Origin of the sequence: Bradyrhizobium elkanii WSM2783, assembly GCF_000472865.1 — a bacterium.
GTDB classification, from domain to species: Bacteria; Pseudomonadota; Alphaproteobacteria; order Rhizobiales; family Xanthobacteraceae; genus Bradyrhizobium; species Bradyrhizobium elkanii_A.
In genome coordinates, this window is sequence record NZ_AXAP01000050.1 from 1 (window position 1) to 17,624 (window position 17,624).

General features: G+C 61.2%; 18 protein-coding genes and 3 pseudogenes. 9 read left to right on the plus strand and 12 right to left on the minus strand.

The window, feature by feature from the left end; genetic code table 11:
* Positions 1-288 (plus strand): transposase (locus YY7_RS53445; RefSeq protein WP_035691471.1); only part of this gene is annotated, 288 nt, incomplete at its 5' end.
* 1,197 nt (positions 289-1,485) lie between these two features.
* Positions 1,486-1,734: a hypothetical protein gene (locus YY7_RS0132355; RefSeq protein WP_028166844.1), complete on the plus strand. Its 249-nt coding sequence runs from the start codon at positions 1,486-1,488 to the stop codon at positions 1,732-1,734.
* Here the strand turns inward: YY7_RS0132355 and YY7_RS0132360 are convergent, their stop codons facing one another.
* Positions 1,735-1,926 (minus strand): hypothetical protein, encoded by a 192-nt coding sequence (locus YY7_RS0132360; RefSeq protein WP_028166845.1) that lies wholly within the window; start codon positions 1,924-1,926, stop codon positions 1,735-1,737. It lies immediately after the preceding gene.
* 145 nt (positions 1,927-2,071) lie between these two features.
* Between YY7_RS0132360 and YY7_RS0132370 the strand changes: the two genes are divergently transcribed.
* A complete protein-coding gene (locus tag YY7_RS0132370) occupies positions 2,072-2,329 on the plus strand; it encodes a hypothetical protein (RefSeq protein WP_155255396.1) in 258 nt (85 codons plus the stop codon).
* A gap of 51 nt (positions 2,330-2,380) precedes the next feature.
* On the opposite strand, the gene YY7_RS0132375 is transcribed toward YY7_RS0132370, so the two are convergent.
* Positions 2,381-2,560: a hypothetical protein gene (locus YY7_RS0132375; protein ID WP_028166847.1), complete on the minus strand. Its 180-nt coding sequence runs from the start codon at positions 2,558-2,560 to the stop codon at positions 2,381-2,383.
* 1,123 nt (positions 2,561-3,683) lie between these two features.
* Here YY7_RS0132375 and YY7_RS60820 point away from each other — a divergent pair.
* The 3 genes from YY7_RS60820 to YY7_RS65190 all read left to right on the plus strand — a co-directional run bounded on the left by YY7_RS60820 (position 3,684) and on the right by YY7_RS65190 (position 7,764).
* Positions 3,684-3,821: a hypothetical protein gene (locus YY7_RS60820; protein ID WP_155255397.1), complete on the plus strand. Its 138-nt coding sequence runs from the start codon at positions 3,684-3,686 to the stop codon at positions 3,819-3,821.
* A gap of 2,159 nt (positions 3,822-5,980) precedes the next feature.
* Positions 5,981-6,583 carry a PAS domain-containing protein gene (locus YY7_RS53455; RefSeq protein ID WP_051397043.1) on the plus strand — a complete coding sequence of 201 codons (603 nt, stop codon included), beginning with the start codon at positions 5,981-5,983 and terminating at the stop codon, positions 6,581-6,583.
* A gap of 830 nt (positions 6,584-7,413) precedes the next feature.
* Positions 7,414-7,764, plus strand: a complete 351-nt coding sequence (locus YY7_RS65190; protein WP_028166849.1) for a LysR substrate-binding domain-containing protein — start codon at positions 7,414-7,416, stop codon at positions 7,762-7,764.
* Positions 7,765-7,997: 233 nt separating this feature from the next.
* Here YY7_RS65190 and YY7_RS65195 read toward each other — a convergent pair.
* A pseudogene (locus YY7_RS65195) lies at positions 7,998-8,705 on the minus strand (LysR family transcriptional regulator); the annotation flags it as partial.
* 186 nt (positions 8,706-8,891) lie between these two features.
* On the opposite strand from YY7_RS65195, the gene YY7_RS56920 reads away from it, so the two are divergent.
* Positions 8,892-9,353 carry a DUF4437 domain-containing protein gene (locus YY7_RS56920; protein ID WP_051397044.1) on the plus strand — a complete coding sequence of 154 codons (462 nt, stop codon included), beginning with the start codon at positions 8,892-8,894 and terminating at the stop codon, positions 9,351-9,353.
* Between the two features lie 173 nt (positions 9,354-9,526).
* Here the strand turns inward: YY7_RS56920 and YY7_RS0132425 are convergent, their stop codons facing one another.
* The 6 genes and pseudogenes from YY7_RS0132425 to YY7_RS63625 form a co-directional block, all read right to left on the minus strand.
* Positions 9,527-10,186 (minus strand): CGNR zinc finger domain-containing protein, encoded by a 660-nt coding sequence (locus YY7_RS0132425; RefSeq protein ID WP_028166850.1) that lies wholly within the window; start codon positions 10,184-10,186, stop codon positions 9,527-9,529.
* A gap of 78 nt (positions 10,187-10,264) precedes the next feature.
* Positions 10,265-10,669 carry an L-histidine N(alpha)-methyltransferase gene (locus YY7_RS63610; RefSeq protein WP_080663939.1) on the minus strand — a complete coding sequence of 135 codons (405 nt, stop codon included), beginning with the start codon at positions 10,667-10,669 and terminating at the stop codon, positions 10,265-10,267.
* Complete coding sequence (locus YY7_RS62145) at positions 10,602-11,288, minus strand: L-histidine N(alpha)-methyltransferase (RefSeq protein ID WP_080663940.1); 687 nt, start codon at positions 11,286-11,288, stop codon at positions 10,602-10,604. The genes YY7_RS63610 and YY7_RS62145 overlap by 68 nt, the downstream gene beginning before the upstream one ends.
* Entirely contained in the window at positions 11,289-11,657 is a 369-nt protein-coding gene (locus tag YY7_RS63615; protein WP_245287483.1) for an SUMF1/EgtB/PvdO family nonheme iron enzyme, read from the minus strand.
* Positions 11,658-11,677: 20 nt separating this feature from the next.
* Positions 11,678-12,184, minus strand: a pseudogene (locus tag YY7_RS65200) (SUMF1/EgtB/PvdO family nonheme iron enzyme); the annotation flags it as partial.
* A gap of 17 nt (positions 12,185-12,201) precedes the next feature.
* Positions 12,202-12,576: a DinB family protein gene (locus tag YY7_RS63625; RefSeq protein WP_245287484.1), complete on the minus strand. Its 375-nt coding sequence runs from the start codon at positions 12,574-12,576 to the stop codon at positions 12,202-12,204.
* Positions 12,577-12,699: 123 nt separating this feature from the next.
* Between YY7_RS63625 and YY7_RS0132440 the strand changes: the two genes are divergently transcribed.
* On the plus strand, positions 12,700-13,248 hold the full coding sequence (locus YY7_RS0132440; RefSeq protein WP_155255399.1) for a hypothetical protein: 549 nt from the start codon (positions 12,700-12,702) through the stop codon (positions 13,246-13,248).
* Between the two features lie 84 nt (positions 13,249-13,332).
* Here the strand turns inward: YY7_RS0132440 and YY7_RS0132445 are convergent, their stop codons facing one another.
* The 3 genes from YY7_RS0132445 to YY7_RS0132455 form a co-directional block, all read right to left on the minus strand.
* Positions 13,333-14,043 carry an SDR family NAD(P)-dependent oxidoreductase gene (locus YY7_RS0132445; protein WP_028166852.1) on the minus strand — a complete coding sequence of 237 codons (711 nt, stop codon included), beginning with the start codon at positions 14,041-14,043 and terminating at the stop codon, positions 13,333-13,335.
* Between the two features lie 151 nt (positions 14,044-14,194).
* A complete protein-coding gene (locus tag YY7_RS0132450; RefSeq protein WP_028166853.1) occupies positions 14,195-15,124 on the minus strand; it encodes a LysR family transcriptional regulator in 930 nt (309 codons plus the stop codon).
* Between the two features lie 185 nt (positions 15,125-15,309).
* A complete protein-coding gene (locus tag YY7_RS0132455) occupies positions 15,310-16,128 on the minus strand; it encodes an oxidoreductase (RefSeq protein WP_349642694.1) in 819 nt (272 codons plus the stop codon).
* Between the two features lie 265 nt (positions 16,129-16,393).
* Between YY7_RS0132455 and YY7_RS53480 the strand changes: the two are divergent.
* A pseudogene (locus YY7_RS53480) lies at positions 16,394-17,533 on the plus strand (patatin-like phospholipase family protein).
* The last annotated feature ends 91 nt before the right edge of the window (positions 17,534-17,624 follow it).

Below are 17,624 nucleotides of genomic sequence, written 5' to 3' on the forward strand. Positions count from 1 at the left end.
TGTACGCCGTCCAAGGAGCGCCGCATCACGCGCTGGGAGCATGAGCATGTGGTCGAGGAGGTCCAGAGACGGCTCGATTCCGATCCCGACGCCATGCGGACGCGGCGCGAGACGGTTGAGCATCCCTTCGGCACGATCAAAGCCCGTATGGGTGCGACCCACTTCCTGATGAAGCGCCTAAGGAATGTCGCCGCTGAGATGGCGCTGCATGTTCTCGCCTATAACCTCACACGGGTGATGAACATCGTCGGCAAACCGAGCCTGATTGCAGCCATCCGCGCCGCCTGAAGGCCGGAAAGTGCGTCCAAAAGCGCGATAACGCGTCCCTATATCCACCTTCGCCGGCTATCGGACGTTGGAACGCGTAGCCTGCAACGATTGTCGACCACGGCCGCGTCCGTTTGCACACAACCAAGACCCGGAGCGAACATTCTGAACGTGTTGAAAAGCGGCTAGAGTTTCACTCGGCGGGCTGCTGGCATCAACGCTGACGATGGCAACCAGTCTGACGCACATCGCGAAGGCTATGAAATGCTGCGCTATGGAAGGGTGCGCCAGCTCAGGGTCGATATGGGGAGTGCCTTCGTTCCATTAGATGGAACCGTCGGCATCCTTCGAAGATACGGGAAACATTTTCCCGCTCCTTAACTTAAGTCAATCGTGGGGCCCAATCGAAAGGTCGCGATATGGAACCGACCAGTCGAATATTGGACCACATCGACCATAAGACTGCCCGGTCGATCTGTGACGAGGTGGGTGACAGATTGCAGCAGGACTTATCTCTCGCAGCCTCGCCTCTGCCGCCCTACCTCGAACGTCTAGTCGATGAATTGCGCAAACGGGAACGCCATCAAATTGATGGCACCGGTGCGCCCGCTGACCGTCGCCTTCACGCCACGCGGCGGTAGTTGCGGTCGTCTGAGTGCGTAAGGAAAAAGCCGTCGCCGTTCTCGACCCGGCGGCGGCCTTTCCGCTAATCTTGTCGCTGAGGCGTTCCGGGCTTGGCGGGCTAAAGTTGAACCGAACACGCTCGGAGATCGTTGTTCCGCATCACCGGCCGAGGCTCTGCCCGTTGGCGTCGGTGGTGCGCTCCCGCCTGCATGACCAGGGAGTGCAACTATGCACCCGTCTTTCCGCTTTTTCCGCCTGCCAAACGGTTTGAAGGAACGCGATGACGCGCACCTGAAGGTAGCGCGCGATAGTGTACAGGCGGCACGAGAAGTGCTGAAGACGAACCCCCCGCCTGACACCTTCGCAGGCCGCAAGACCCAAGAGGCGTTCCCCAAGTTCCTGGGATTATCGGCAGAACCTATAGCTCTCCAGCGTCGACACCCTCAATGGTCTTGATGATGTGCTTCCTGTGCTCCTGCATCTCTTGGAGAGTACGGCGGAAAGTTTCCAGCATTTGCTCCGCTAACCCCAAAAGGCATTGTAGCGAGCCTTCCGCCCTGATATCGGGACGACCCATTTGCATCGGAGGTTGTTATGGTCGATCTACCCCTCACTCATTCTCCTGGCTACATCGTCATGGTCTATGACGACGAGAATGACGACCTGGCCCGCTATTTCGTCGTCTGTGGCGCGGCCGATGGCGGGGAGGCCACCGCTCTGGTGCTTGGGTCGGTCCCAGAGAAGATGGGCCACGCGGTGCGCAATGCATCCCAGTCTGAGGTTGAAGGGATGAAGGCCGGTGAGTTCCATGCTGTAACTGCGGCGAGCGCTACGCGCAAATAATCAATCCAGTGGCCGCCGAAACGGGATCACGTCTCCATCCGCGGCCCGGAGCACCACCCTCGCCAGCTCCATGACGTCGAAGTCGAGATCAGCGATCGCTTCGGCAACGCCCTGTCGATCCATCTCACGGATGATCGCCTCAGCAACTTTCATCAGTCGTGCCGTTTCCGCTGTTGCATCGGCCATGGTCATGGTCTCGGTGAAACCGAGATCATAGCCGCCCCTGGCATGGGTAGCGAGCGCTTGGCGCTACATTGGCATCAACATCACCGCCGTGGATAGGGCGGCGACCAGAACGATCAGCGCCGAGACGATGAGAGCGAGCCAGACGTTGTGCATGGCCGCCCAACGGGTCGTATGGATCGTGGTTCCTATCATGGCCGGCGGCGTGCCGATGGACCCCTACGAGCAGTTCGTGCCGGCCAAGATCATCGAAGCTCAGGCCGCGCTCAAGGAGGTCTATCCCGAGTTCTGGTCTGTCGGAACGGCGCGCGGCATCGCGAATGCCAACGAGGAGATGAAGGGCGTGGCGGACAACATCTTCTCGAAGATGTGCGCCTTCCTGAAGGCCGAGACGATCAAGCGGATGGACTGAAGTCGGCCGCGGGTAGCGAGGGCTTCGCCCTGGAGCTGGCCGCCGAGGAAATCACCTCTTGTCGGCGTTCGTCCGCAGCGCCACACGCGCCAGCGCCGCCAGGTCGAAGCCACTCACCGTTAACACCTCGGCCACGCCCTGCCTCTGCAGCTCGGCGCCGAGGGCATCGATCATGTGAAAGACCTTCTCGGTCTCACGCGCAGCTCTGCGCTCTTCCAGCGAAATCACCATGTTCGACTCCGTGTATCGGCCACCGAGTGTAGCGAGCGCTCCGCGCTGAGTCCAAGATCTGACGGATGTGGCAGGCGTTGGGGAGCGGCTCCGGCGCTGGGGCCGGGGGGCGTTGGGACACCGGAGCCGCCTACTTGCTGCCGGGGACACTCGCGGACCCTGTGGGAGGTATCCGCTTGCGGCAGACGCATTCCGACAGAAGCCACAACCGACAGTCGGTGCAAATGAAAGTTTGATGACAATTCCGCGGGCCGGAGAATTGTCAGGGCCAATGGCCGATCCGTCGAATAAGGCCGCCTGGCCGATGTCGCGCTCGGGAAGATTCGGTTGTTTGGCCCGGCTATTCCCGCTCGGGATTACCGCTCTGGAAATCCGATACCGGCGAGGGCGTACCCTGGGAAAGACGCGCTGGCGCCGCCGATTGCCGCGTGGGTAGCGAGCGCTTCGCGCTCAGTCGTTGAACCGGGCGCGGCGGCGCGGAAACACAATCAAAGGGGTGGAGGAATCAGCGTTCCATCCAGGAGGGAGCTAAAGATAAGATGGATGGGTCCTGTGAACACAGGGAGAATCCAACATGTCAAAGTCTTTCGCTGGCATCGCAGGTGGAGCGTCAATGTTTGCGCTTCTGTGCTCCCCGTCATACGCGGAACCCTGCATAGGGTACGCGGCGGGTCACCGAATGCAACTCGCTAATGGCACCCTTGAGTCCTGCATTCGTATGGTCATAGCGACGAACGCAGGTAGAGGGTGGTGGGGAGGACAAGAGATAGAAGTTGACCGTGATGGCTCTGCCTATGTGGATGGTGAGTTTTTTGGTCGAGCGCGAAGAAGTTCTGACGAAGGTACGGCTTCGCCATACGATAGGTCGCAGGAGCCGCGAAACTGGAATTACTACCGGTTCAATCAGCCTCACTGAAAAGCCTTTCTCATCGTCATCCCGCGCCGGGCGCCCCTGTGTGCTCACCCGGTTTCGGATGCCGCCACTGGAAACCCTGGAGCTGCGCGCCAAAGCCGCCGATCCAGGTGTAGAGGCCGCCGCTCAGCATGCGTCTCCTGGCTCGAAGGCAAGTGCATCAAGTACGTCCAGCCGGATCTGCTTCATGGCGAGAGCACCCGCACCTCCTTGGACAACATGATCGTGGGCCTGTTCGCCTTCGGCGTCCTGATCAGCTTTGTCATCGCCGCCTACGCTGGCCTCTCGGAGGAGGACAAGCCGAAGGACGACGAGCGCGAGGATGACTATTGGCGTGCCATTAAGTGATTCCGCACGGGCCGGCGAGCGCTTAGATGGAAGAACGAGCTGGGTCGGCCGATCTAGTCGTCAAAGGAGCAGCCCCAACGTCGCAGGCAACGGCATTGCGGCGCTGGGGTCTGCTCCTTGGGCGGCTCTTCTAGACCGCACAAGAGGCAACGACCGAGGTGGGGTGCCGTTCCTACATGGCCGGCGAGCGCTTCGCGCTCAAAATCCGTCTAGCGACTAACGTGTGTTAGAGCGCGAAGCTTAGTCATCGGAAAAAGTAGGAAAATCCGGGAGACGGCTTTTCATTTCGAATTTTTGGCCCGGGGCCGGGGCCACAGTTCCAAGAGGGTCCCTTTGGAGGAGCAGCTCGGTCAGCCCAATGACCGGGCTGCTTCTTTATAGAAAACGGACGGCCGAAGCCGCCCGCCGTCAGCAGTGAGTTTACGCAGAACGCTTAGAAGCTGCGACTTGCTTGCTTCCGATGTGGGCCTTTCCAGTCAAGATCTCACTGACCCGTCCCGCGTTGATGCGGTAATCGGCGGCGATGTCGTGCTGAAGCTGACCACTTCAATAGCGCAACCAAACATCCACAGCTTCGTCGGACGTAAACTTCGTCTTACGCATCGGCGGCGGTCGCCGCTTTGTTCGTTACCGGAAAAAACTTGCCCTAAGTTAGAAAGTCTTTTCCGGACACGGAACATCTCGTGATCAGCGTGTGTGGCCGAGCCCGATGCCAAGCTGGTGCGCCTTCGTCCGCAGCGCCCGGCACGGAGCGCTTCATCTGCTTGGAGATCTTAGCGATCGGCGTCCGCGCCTTCGAATGCGCCTTGAGCGCATTGATGTCGTCGCGAGTGTACTCACGCCGGTTGGCCGGCTTGCTTTTCTTGGAATTTGGCATGCGATCCCCATTGCATGGACAGGACAAGTCGCCGGCAACGCTGCAAATGCGCAGACGTTCCCGCCGAGGCGGACGAGGGTATCGAGCGCTTCGCGCTGAGCCCAAAGATCTGAGCCCCCGCAAGCCGTAGTCTACCGTGGTTGCGCGTGCCGGCGCCTCAGATAAGTTGCGGCCGTTCGCCTGGTCGGCTTGGTCGCTTGCGGCTGTCCGGACGGCTCCGCCCACCCTTCGCCGCACGGAGGGTTGGGCATTTTCATGAGTAGCGAGCGCTCCTCGCACTTCCCGGCCTGCCGGCGCCGGCGCCGCCGGAACAATCTGCGGCTGTTCTGCTTACTTTCTGCTGCTGCCACTAGACGTTGGCTGGTGACGCTATGAGAGAAGGCGATCGTATAATTCTGCTGCTTCGTACAACCGAGAATCTATCAGCCCGTCTTCAGCAGGGGGTGCAATTGAGTCGCACTGCCGAGGATCTATTAGCCCGCCTTCAGCAGGTGGTGATCTTGAGAGCTGAACTGGAAGGACGTCTCGGGCGGCGACCACCTGATCAGACGGCCTGAGGCTAGGAACTCGATTCCCGGTTGACCGCTGGAACGGGACGCGAGGCTGATCGTTGCCGACGTTCCAGCCGGCTGGCATTAGCTCCTCTCGCTAGGCATGCTTAGGCACGGGCGAGGGGAGCGCTCCGGCTCCCGTACGATACTGGAGTTTACCGATCGGAACGCTTGGAATACCCAGCAAGTGTCGCTTCCGAGGGCACGACACGACATCAGCCTTCGGAAACTTGGCCTGCCTCCAGACGCTCTGGGGGCAGGCTTTTCTTTTTGCGGCGAACGCTGCGCGCTATAGGCCCAGTCAGGGCTGGGCCAAGGAGGACTGAATGAAACTCAACAGCGACTACGAACGCGGGCTCGTCATCCAATTCTCGGCCTGGTTCATCAAGCACCATGACTTGAAACTCGAGGACCAGAACAGCTCGATCAGCTGATGTCCAATGGCCCGTTCTGCGACGGCGACGTGACGATCAGCCTCTGCAAGATGCTGAACCTCAGCGTTGCGGTCCAAGGATACGCCATTCTCCCAATCTGTTAGGAAAGTGAAATCGAACGACAGAAGTTCCCGAAGCGACCATTCCCATAGAAGACAGGTCGCCCGCGCCAGGCCGGGCGAAGCGTCGACCCTGGTTCCATGTTCCAAAAAGCCTTGCGAACGACTATTTTCCACGCAAACAAGGTTGCCCGCACCCTGCTAAGCGGCAAGACGCGCTGAAATAACGGGTCGAGACATGACGATCGCCACTCACCAACCGAACTTCCGGTCGCCCGCTGCTTTGATGGCCGAAGCACAGAACGTGTGGCGGCGGCTGTTCGAGCATTCGCCTCTTCCGATACTCGTCCTTGCGCCGGACTTAAGGATAATCGACGCCAACGAGAGCTACCTCCGCGAGGTCTCGCGCTCGCGGGAGACGCTGGCAGGTCTGGACATGCTCGAGGCATTTCCGGACAACCCACTTTGTGCAGGGGCGGATGGCGTTCGCAATCTGAGCGCGTCGTTCGAGACCGTGCTGCACACAGGGCGGGGACACGTTATGCCTCCGCAGCGCTATGACATCCAACCCGATGCACGACCATGGCAGGTACGTTATTGGTACCCGAAGGATTGGTCAGTACTCGATGACAAGGGATCAACAGTCGCGCTGGTTCATCACGTTGCCGACGCGACCGCTTCCATCTTGCACAGAGAGAAATTGCCGCTGCCTTCGTCATCCCGCTCGTCAGAGAATGTCTTGCAAAGGGCCGACGAGGCGATTTGGGAAGCGCGAGAGTTGGTGAGGCAGACTCACGAGAGCATTCTGGCATGCCGCGCGGGCATGAAAGCCGGAAGCTAACCGATCACCTTCTCGATCATTCTAAGCCTGCCCGTTTTTGGGCGTCGAAGTCGTGCGGTGGCGACAGCGGCCGCGAAACGGACTCGCCAACTTGTCTCTCCTTGGTCGCGCCAACAAAGTGGTCGAATGAAAGCCAAGACACTTCCGGTAGTGGCCCTTCTGAGATATGCCGACCGCTATGATGGATGTCCGCCGACCCTGCGAACCGAGATCGACACGCTGATCGGCACGCTGGAGGCCCGTCGCTTGGGCGTTAGTCTTCGCGCATGTGGCGCATCTTCCGCGGTGGAGAAGCGCAATGTCCATCTCTACCCTCAAGCAACTCGGCGCGTCGGCGGTGCTGACTGCGATAAGCTGCGCGCCGGCTCCGGCCCAGCTAGTGATATCCGAGCCCTGCTATTGCGCACAGTTCTATCCAAATGCCAATTGTCAGAACAAAGGGCCCGGGAACCCCAACACCGACCCGAATTACCGGCTGTATGGCGGCCAGAGCTCGGGACCGTGGCCGAGCGGTGAGCATAATGTTCGATGATGCCGGCCTGCAAGATGCTTCAAGCTGGTCCGCAATCTGAAGCAGATGTATCCGAACACCGACGCGCTTGGGCGAACGGCTCAAGCTGTATGTTGAGGAGAACTTTCCCGACTAAACCCGTCCACCGCCAGCCTGATCTTGTGCGCGGTATGGTCAATGGTGATGCAGTTTATCCTCGTCAGCGCGCCGCTGGTCCTGAAGAACAGTTTGTGGCCGAGCTTTAGCTTGCGGAAGCCTCGAATTGTTTGCCGGCCACGGCGTCCCGCGGAGGCCCGAGGATCTTCGACGCCTGCCATGCGTGACGTTCGACGGTCCGCTGCCGTCCCCAGGATGGCAGCTCCGGGACCCGGCGACCAAGCTGCCATTGGTCGTATCCGTCACGTCGCGCCTTTCAGTGACAACGATCGAAGCCGCGCTTCGCGCGGCCGTGTCACATGTCGGCATCACGCGACTGCTCTGCTACCAGGTCGCGGACTCGATACAAGCGGGACGGCTGCGGGTTGTCCTCAAGCGGTACGAGCCCGAACCCGCGCCCGTCAGCATCGTCCATGCCGCGCGCGGCCAAATGCCGATTAAGACGCGCCTCTTCCTCGACTTTGCGACGCCGCGTCTGCGGAAATCGCTCGCGGCGATCGATTGCAAGATGTGACCGCGATCGTTCGAAAGCCTATTTTCGTTGGAAAATTCCAGCGATCTCGCGCAGTTTCTCCTGAAGACGCGGAGCGACGAAGTCGAGAAACGCCCACAGTTTGAGCGGCTGGTGCTGCGGTTGCGCGGCGTGCACGAGGTGTACAGGAATGCCCCGCGGCTCGTACTCCCGCATATCGGAACCAACGCCCCCTCGCGAACGCTCGCTGCCGCCTGGTAGCACATCACGCGCGCGATGCCGAGGCCGCCGACGGCGCCGCCGATGACCCCGTCCGCCGTGTTGACCGAGAAGCGGGGGTTTATGGTGATCTGCTGTACGGCCCTGGGCCCGCGAAAAGGCCACTCGCGGTATCGCTGCAATCCTTCAAACGCGATGCAGGCATGATGCGAGAGGTCGGCGGGCGCACGGGGCTCGCCGTGGCGTCGGAGGTATTCCGGACTCGCGCACACCGGCCACCAGATGTCCCCGACGCGTCTGCCGACTAAAGCGCTGTCGGGCAAACTTCCGATTCTCACGGCGACTTCGATCTGGGCGTCGACCAGATCGATCACGCCATCCGACAAAACCAGCCTCACCGTGACGTCCGGATAGGCGGCAAGGAATTGATGGACGATTGGCGCGACGATCTGGGAGCCGAACATGATCGGAGCCGTCACCAGGAGTTCCCCACGCGGCGCCCGGTACTCGCCCGACGCGGCACGTTCCGCCTCGGACAGTTCTTCCAGCGCCCGGCGCGCGGAAGCGAGGAAAGCCGTGCCCGATTCGGTCAGCAAGAGTTTGCGTGTCGTGCGGACCACGAGCTGCGAGCCGACGAAGGCCTCAAGGTCCGACACGCGCCGGCTAGCGGTCGGCAAGGGCAGGTGCAACGCCTTTGAGGCGGCCGTCAGGCTTCCGCCGTCCACCGCTGCGATGAGGGTGCGGATGGCTTCAAAGCGATCCATCAGATTCCACGATCTAAAAGGCGGTTGCCGGTGCGTTCAAGCGCGCTCCGTACCCCGGGTGCTTCCGCTTTATGGAAGGCATACTCTCGCAATTCCAACATTATTCTCCTCCCCTGCATGAGGCATGTTCGCTTACCTCGAGTTGTACGGCTCGAACCCAACTGTGGATGCCTTTGGAGATACTCGATGTTTAAGAAGAAGGTGGGCATGGCGGCCGTCGCCGGCGTGCTGCTGCTCGCTGCGAGCGCGTCGACACTTGCCGCCCAAGACGCTTCGCGCCCGGCCCACGAGGGTCCTTCGGTCAGCACCCCTGCCGACCAGATCAAGTTCGTGAATACGGGAATCAAGACCGACAAGGGCGAGCTGCCGGCTTACGGTAACCTGCAGAAGGGGCGCCACGGCACCTTCCTGCGCATGCCGGCCGGCTTTGTGAGTCCCGCCCATACCCATACCGAGGATTACTACGCGGTCGTCATTAAGGGCGTCGGCGCAAATCGCCCTCCCGGTGCCAATGCCGTCCCGCTGCCCGTCGGGTCTTATTGGTTTCAGACGGGTGAGGAGGCGCATGTGACGGAGTGTCTCTCGAAGACCGAATGCCTTTTCTTCCTCGTTCAGCCCGGCAAGTTCGACTTCGCGCCCGCGAAGTGAGCAATAACCGCTCCACCGAACCCTCGACAACAGCCTCAGAAGCGATCATGGGTCGGGGGATGGATGAACCATCGCAAAGGAGCGTCGCCCCGCGATTTGGCGGCGCTTCCTTGCGGAGCACCACCGGCCGTCCTTGCGCAGATGAGCGTCAGGGGCTGACTAGCGGGATTATTTCAAGCCCTGCGTTTTCTTGATTGCCTGGCTTCCTTTGCCCGATCGCGGTGAGCCTGCGCTTTTGCCCGGTTGCCGCATACGGCCATACTGCACCAACGCCGCGCCCGAGCGCGCGTGCGGTCTACAAAGACGAGGGTACAGTTGTGGCCTTCACAGGACTTCACGTCCGTGAAATCATCGGTGCACACGAACTCGGCCATCGCATGCGCGATCGGGATCAACAGCGCGTCGGCCGATCGCCATCGCCGCTCTTTCTTGAGTATCAAGGGATTGAGCGCCGCTTTACCCGCCGAGGGCTCGCGTAGTCCCACCTGAATAAACTCTTCATCGCGCGCCAGGATCCGGTTCAGCGGCGCAAGCTCCTTCGCCGCGTCTGGCGATAGCCGCTTGCCTTTGTGTTCCTGAACGAACTTGCGAAACCATTCGCGCAAGGCGCGGGCTTGCGCCGCGACCGCGTCCAGCTCACCGGGCATGGAGTTCTTGAGAAAACTCCTTCCCACGTCGGCAGGAACCAAATTGGCAACCGCAAGCCAGTCGAGCAGATCCTTACCCGAGGTGATCCATTCCACCTGTGTATCGAGCGGGATCGCAATCGAATTCAGAAAATCAAGCGCGGTCGCATCCGCGATAAAAAGTGCCGGGGGACGCTGCTCTGTCATTCTCGTTTCCAAGGGCAGGCTGATCGGCCGGCCACCGTCGAATACGGTAGAATAACCTCCCTGAGGCCAGTTGACAAGTTAACATAACGTGCCGGCTGCCACCGCGTCCGACAGGCCGGCTTTCACGCCAGAGACCGTGGGCCGCTTTTCCACAAGGATCAGCGAGAAGTATTCCCGTTCGTCCGTCCAGCCGCCGACCGGCGACCAGCCGGCGGCGCGCAGGAGAACCCGGGCTTCCCCGATCGCGTATTTCAGGCTGCTTTCGGTATGGATCGTCTCGCCCTTGCCGAGCGCAAAATCGCGGCCCGCCGCGGTGAACCGAATGTCCCCGCAGAACCTCGAGGTGCATCTCAATCCGCGATTCTGCTTCGTTCCAGCGGATGAGATGCTTGAAAGCATCGATCGGAATCGATCCTCAAGTTCGCGATTGATCCTCCGCAGGAGGTTTAGATTGAAGGCCGCGGTGATGCCCCTGCGTATCATCGTAGGCGGCGACGAGCGTATCGCGGTCCTTCCGCCTGTCGATGCCGATCAGCAGCATCGATCCGTCCCCGAGGGTCGCGGCCATCGTCCGCAACAAATCCACGGCTTCGTCCACCACCAGATTGCCGATCGTTGAGCCGGGAAAAAATCCGAGCCGCGGCATACTCTCGATCGCATTCGGCAAAGAGAGAGGCCGCGTGAAGTCGCCCTCCACGTCGTGGACAGGAAGGCCGCAAAATTCGCCCCGTAACGTTTCCGCCGCGGCGCGCAGAAAATCGCCGGAGATGTCGATAGGCACGTAGGCCGACGGCGCGATCGCCGAGAGAAGGATCCGTGATTTCAAAGAGGACCCGGACCCGAATTCGACCACGGCGCGCCCAGGTCCGATCGCCGCGATTTCACATGCGGCCTTCGTCGGGATCTCTATCTCGGGCCGCGTCGGATAGTATTCGGGCAGCTCCGTGATCCTCTCGAACAGCTCCGAGCCCCGAAGGTCGTAGAACCAGCGAGGCGGGATGGTCGCCGGGCGCCGGCTAAGCCCCAGGATGACATCTTCCCGAAACGCGGGATCCGTTTTCGCTGGAGCGCCCGCGCAAGCGTCTTCTGGTCGAAAGAGCATTCAGATATCCTTGGCGAGACGAACGCCGGTGAACTGCCAGCGTTGATGCGGATAGAAGAAGTTTCGGTAGCTGGCCCGCACGTCGCCGCGGGGGCGTCGCACAGCTCCCGCCGCGAAGCACGAACTGGCCTGACATGAATTTGCCGTTGTACTCGCCGACGGCCCCGGGGGCCGGCCGAAAGCCCGGTAGGCGAGGAACGCCGAATTCGTCCATTGCCAGAGTGCGCCGTACATCTGCTTGAGGCCCGCCCGCCCCGTCGCAGGTTTGGCTTTCACCGGCCTGGGTCGATCAAGGAAGTTGCCTTGCGATTCGTCGAGGGCCTGCGCGGCGCTCTCCCATTCCGCTTCCGTCGGCAGGCGCGCGCCCACCCAGCGTGTGAAGGCGTCTGCCTCGAAGAAACTGACATGCTGGACCGGGGTCGCCGGATCGAGCGCGATCGAACCATCGAGCCCAAACTGACAGGCTCATTTTCCTTCCGCGTCGCGGCGCCAATGGAGGGGGCTTCGATCTCGTTCTGCTTGACCCACGCCCATCCATCCGACAGCCAGTTTCCGACCGCCCGGTAGCCGCCGTCGTCGACGAAGGACAGCCACTCCGCGTTGGTTATGAGGCGATCCGCGAGCGCATGGGGAGCCGGCCACGTGGCATGCCGCGGACCCTCGCAATCGAAAGAAAAGCCCGTGCCGTCATGGCCGATCGAAACGGGTCCTTGCTTGCCCTTGATCCACTGAAGAGATAGCGGCACCTCCTCAGGCCTTTTGCCCGTCGGCGGCCAAAAGGCCGGTGCAAGCGGATTTTGCGCAAGGAGGTGCAGAAGATCCGTCAGCAGGAGCTCCTGATGCTGCTCCTCATGGTGGCAGCCAAGCGAGATTAGCTCGAGAGCCTCGCGCGACATCTGCCCGATGGAACGTTTCACCGCCTCGTCGACATGGCGCCTATAGGCCAACGTTTCGCCGAGCGAAGGGCGGGTAATGAGACGGCGCGACGCGCGCGCGATGCGGGCGCCTTCGCTTCGTAATAGCTGTTGAAGAGGAAGGGGAAACGCGTGTCGAAACGTTGGTAGCCCGGCGCGTGGTCGACGAGAACGAACGTCTCGAAGAACCACGTCGTGTGGGCCAGATGCCATTTGGCGGGTGACGCGTCCGGCATCGATTGAGCGGTTGCGTCCGCATCGGACAGGTTTTCCGCCAGAGCCGCGCTGAGCGATCGCACCCGATCGAAGCGCTGGACTAACGTTTGAGCGAAATCGGCCTTCATCTGGCCTGTTGTCGTTAGATTGACGCCCATCGAAGCTCTTCACCTCCGACCGGCAAATCTGGCGGTTCACCGCGCGCCTGATAACCTGCCGTTCTCCGTTATACAAGTTACGTAAAGGGCCTGTTAACCCTCCGCCCGTACAATCACGGTGATGTGTTTCAGAAGGGAAGGTTTGGTTTGGCAGGTGTAAGCCGCGCGCAGGGTTCTTACCTGCAGGCGGGTCGTCCGCCGCTCTTCAGCAACGTTCTCCCAAAGCAGAGGCCGGCTGGAAGTAGTTTCGAATTCTCCGTCAAGACAGATGCGTCGAACGTCAAGGGGGAGGATGCCGGCAAGGCCGGCAATCAATCGACCGCGGCGGCGGCTGCCGCGCTCGACGCCGTGGACAGCCTTTCTGATTTAGCCAAGACGCTCGGGAACAATCCGTACCACCTGTCCGCCGTTACTTTCACGCTCGATCGGAACGGTGGACTCTTGTCGGGAGGGGAACTCTTCGCCAACGGTGATCTCGACGTCCATGGCAGCGGCTCCTCGAACGGAGCCACCAGCAGCATTGATCTCTTCGTTCCCGGTACCCAAGGCGGAAGCGGCGACTGGTCGACCGAGGCCGCGACCGGATTGGCGCTGGCGGCGTATAATTTGAACGCGGTGCTCGACCAAGCCGGCGGCCGTACGCGCGGCGCGTACGTCAACGCGGCCGCCTAGCGGCCGCGTCGCGACGTCGTTTTACGTAACGTTGCGTACCCGAAATCCGTCTCTCACAAGGAGATGTCCGTCGCGCAGCGGAAGTCAGTGGCCGGCGATCTGGCCACCATCCACATGAAGGATCTCGCCGGTAACGAAGTTCGCGTCTTCCAGGTAGAGGATCGCCTGCGCGATGTCTTCCGGCTCACCCATTCGCTTGAGTGGATGCAGCATTCCTACCGCTTCATGCGTCTCGGGCGCGTGCAGGGGCGTCTTGATCATGCCGGGCGCCACCGCATTGACCCGAATGCCGCGCGACGCGTACTCGATCGCAAGGCCGCGCGTGGCCGCCGTGACGCCGCCTTTCGTTATCGACGCGAGCAGCGCAGGCACGTTCGAATTGGCGTACTCGACGAGGGTCGTCGTGATCTGGACGACGTGCCCGCTTCCCTGCTTGAGCATGGCCGCGATGGCGTTCTGCGTGATGAAGAAGAACCCGTTCAGGTTGGTCGCGAGAACGTCCTTGTAGTTCTGCTCGGTGTATTTCTCGAACGGTCCGGGAATGAAGATGCCGGCGTTGTTGATCAGCGTGTCAACCCGTCCGAAGCGCTCCAGCGCGGCGTCGATCACGCGCCTTCCGGTCTCAGGATCGGCGATGTCGCCGCGGATCGTGAGGAAGTCGGGATCGGAAGACGAGGCGATCGATCGCGACGTTCCGACAACGCGGAAATTCCGATGGCGATAGGCCTTGACGATCGCTTCCCCAAGACCGCGTGACGCGCCGGTCACCACAACAACTTTCTGTTCCGAGCTCATAGTTTTCCTCGCATGGACGACGTTGGATTCAAACAGCGAGGGATGAAATAGATCGCGCGCACCGACGCGAGAACGTATCGTTTTCGAGTAGCAATTCCTCGAAAACTGAGAAGGCGAATTGGACTTGATCCAGGCCTGTCCGAACAGCCCGTCAGTCCGGCTGCACCGAGGCCTGTCCCAGCCGGACCAGCGAAGCACGCAAGCGTGGCGCCGCATGGTCGATGAACCGGCGCAACTTCAGCGGCATTTGCGTCCGCGGGACGTGCACGATGTGAACTGGTTCGGGCTCGGGTTCGAACGCCTCCAGCACGGGCTCCAGTTTGTTCGCTTCCAGGAGCTCAACGGCTTGGTAATGGAGCAGCCGCACGAGCCCCACGCCCTGAACAGCGGCTTCGACGGCGGAGAGGGCCGCCGACACCTGGAGCCGCGGCGTGATCCGTATCTCGAAGCTCGTCAAAGACGTTGGATCGCGAAACTGCCACATGGGCGAGAGCATCGGCCCGTCGGTCGAGACGCACGGGAATCGCTCCAGATCAGAAGGGGTGTCCGGACGACCATGTTTCTTCAGAAGCGCGGGCGATCCGCAGGTAATCGATCGCATTGAGCCAAGGCGCGTCGCCACCATGTCGCTGTCTGGCAAATCTCCGAAACGCACGGCCATGTCGATGTGATCGTCGACCAAGTCGGTATTGCGGTCTCCCAAGACCATCCTGATGTTGATATCCGGAAACGCCGCGAGGAAGTCGGAGACGATCGGCAGAAGATACAGATGGCCGAACAGGACGGACGAAGTCACGACCAGTTCGCCTTTCGGGCTTTTGAATTCGCCGGCCGCCTCGCGCTCCGCTTCCTCGACCTGATCGAGGATACGGCGTGCCGCGGCCACATAGGCCATCCCTGCATCCGTCAGGGAAAGCTTGCGCGTAGTCCGTGTCAATAACTGCGCGCCAAGCAGGGTCTCGAGCTCGCCGACCTTACGGCTCAGGGTCGGAATCGCAACGCCCATCTCGCGTGCGCCGGCTGAGAGGCTGCCTTTTTCGACCGCGGCGAGGAGCATGGACATTGCTTCAAAGCGATCCATGACGGAATCCCGATCAAAGCCAGCGCCGCGACGACGATCGGTCCGGCGTGATCAAGAAATGGTCGAGAGCAAACATGGATCGCGAACCTTCAAGAAAAACCTGATAACCAAAGTGTGACGGTTACGATATCAAAATGCGCCACGTCCGCAGGTCCTTGGGAGCCGCGCCTCCTCGGAGCTTTCGTTCAGCGCATTGCCATCATGATCAGGCGATCGAATAGACGATCGGACAGGCACCGCCGGAGGAAAAGCATTTGACTTGCCATCAACCCCGCGTGGTAGCGCGTCCTGGGACGCCGTGCCTTAAGCGCCTTCACGATAAGATCAGTGACGCCGCGGGGCGGGGGCAAATCGCGCTGTCCGGCCTGTAGCTCGCGAAACTTTGCCGCGAGCGCCGCATAGGGGCCCTTGCCTGAATAGCGGTCCGCTTCCTCGGTCGCGATGGCGGCCCATTCGCTCGCGATGCCGCCCGGTTCGATCACGATGACGTCGATGCCGAAGGAGCGGACCTCGTTTCTGAGCGCATCGGAGTAGCCCTCCAGCACAAATTTCGAGGCGTGATACCAACCGCCGAGCGGCAGCGCGAACCGGCCGCCGATTGACGAGATGTTGAAGATCTTGCCGAACTTCCTGGCGCGCATATGCGGAAGGCAGAGCTGTATCAGGCGGGCCGCGCCGATCAGGTTGACCTCCATCTGCCGCCGCCCCATTTGGATCGGGACGTCTTCGAGGGCGCCGTATTGACCATAACCCGCGTTGTTGATCAGGACGTCGATCCGTCCCTGCTCCCGAATGATGCGGTCGACCGTCGTCACCATTGCCGCATCGTCCGCCACGTCCATCGCGAGGATCATGCCGCCGGCGGCCGCAATGTCGCCCATGCGATCCGTCCGGCGGGCCACGCCATATACCGTATAGGCTTGAGCAATCAGCCGCAGGGCAAAATCCTTACCCATGCCGGACGAAGCTCCGGTGATGAGGACGACAGGCTTGGATGCAATCACATTGGCCAATTTTTTATCGCGCGAGGTTATGGCGCCGTAATTCGGCGATGAGAGAGCACTGGAGTTGAATTACGCGGTACCGGTGCCGACGAAGACCGGCTCTCGAGGCGCATGGAAATATAATAACCGCCACCGAGCTAGTTGACAAGTTATGACGTGAAGCGTACCCATTGGCGGATCACGGCCCCAACAAGGCAACGGCCGAACACCGCGCCCCGTGGCGCGGCGTTTTAGGCCGTCACGGTCGGTGAAGTGAATATGGGTAGTGCGCAAACCGGATCAGGGCGGGGGCGGGCCGTTGCCAGGGCAAGTCGTTCTGGTGCTGCAAGGCGGCGGCGCGCTTGGATCGTTTCAGGCCGGGGTGTACCAGGCGCTCCACGAATCCGGCATCGAGCCGGATTGGGTTATCGGGACGTCGATCGGCGCCATCAATGCCAGCATCATCGCCGGCAACGCGCGCGAAAACCGGCTCGCGCACCTGAGGGATTTCTGGGAGCGGATGGCGCAGCATCCGGCGCAGCCGTTCTCCATGGGCTTTGCCGGATTCAATGAAACGCTGGCTTATTGGAGCGCCGTTGCCGAGGGCATTCCCGGCTTCTTCCGGCCGAACCCACTGGCTCATTTCGGCGGTGCTTATCCGCTCGGCGTCGAGCAGGCCGGCTTTTATTCGACCGCTCCCCTTCAGGCGACGCTTACCGAACTCGTCGATTTTGAGCTGATCAGCCGTTGCGAACCGAGACTTACCGTCGGCGCAGCGCATGTGCTCACAAGCCAGATGCGGTATTTCGATAACCGGGAAACCGAGTTGAGCGCAAAACATGTCATGGCGTCGTGCGCTTTGCCGCCCGCGTTTCCGGCGGTACGAATCGACGGTCAGCTTTACTGGGACGGCGGCGTTCTCTCAAACACACCCACGGAGGCCGTCTTCGACGATATTCCACGCGTCAGTTCCCTGATCTTCGCCGTCCACCTCTGGAATCCCGCCGGCGTCGAGCCGGCCACGATGGGCGAGGTATTAAACCGGTACAAGGACGTGCAGTATTCGAGCCGGCTTGCGAGCCGCATCACCCGTCAACAGGAAGCGCACCGTCTCCGTCACGTGATTGATTAACTCGCCAAGCGGCTGCCGGAGAGCGAGCGGGACACGCCTGCGGTCCGGGCCTTGGCGGATTATGGTTGCCAGACCCGCATGCATGTCGTCCGCCTGCTGGCGCCGCAACTCGAGAACGAGACGCACACCAAAGACGTCGACTTCACCGCAAAGGGTATCAGCCGCCGCTGGGAAGCCGGTTACGCGTATACGAGGGCTATGCTCGCGCGCGAGCCTTGGAATGGCGAGTTTGATCCATTGGCCGGCGTGATCTTACATGAGCACGAAGGGACGCATGCCCGGGCGGCTGAATGAGGCTGGCCTGGGCGATGGTGCCCGCGGCAAGCCATCGCCCGACATCTAGGCCAGCACAATCAGTGCGGCCTTTCGCCAGATATGTCAGCGA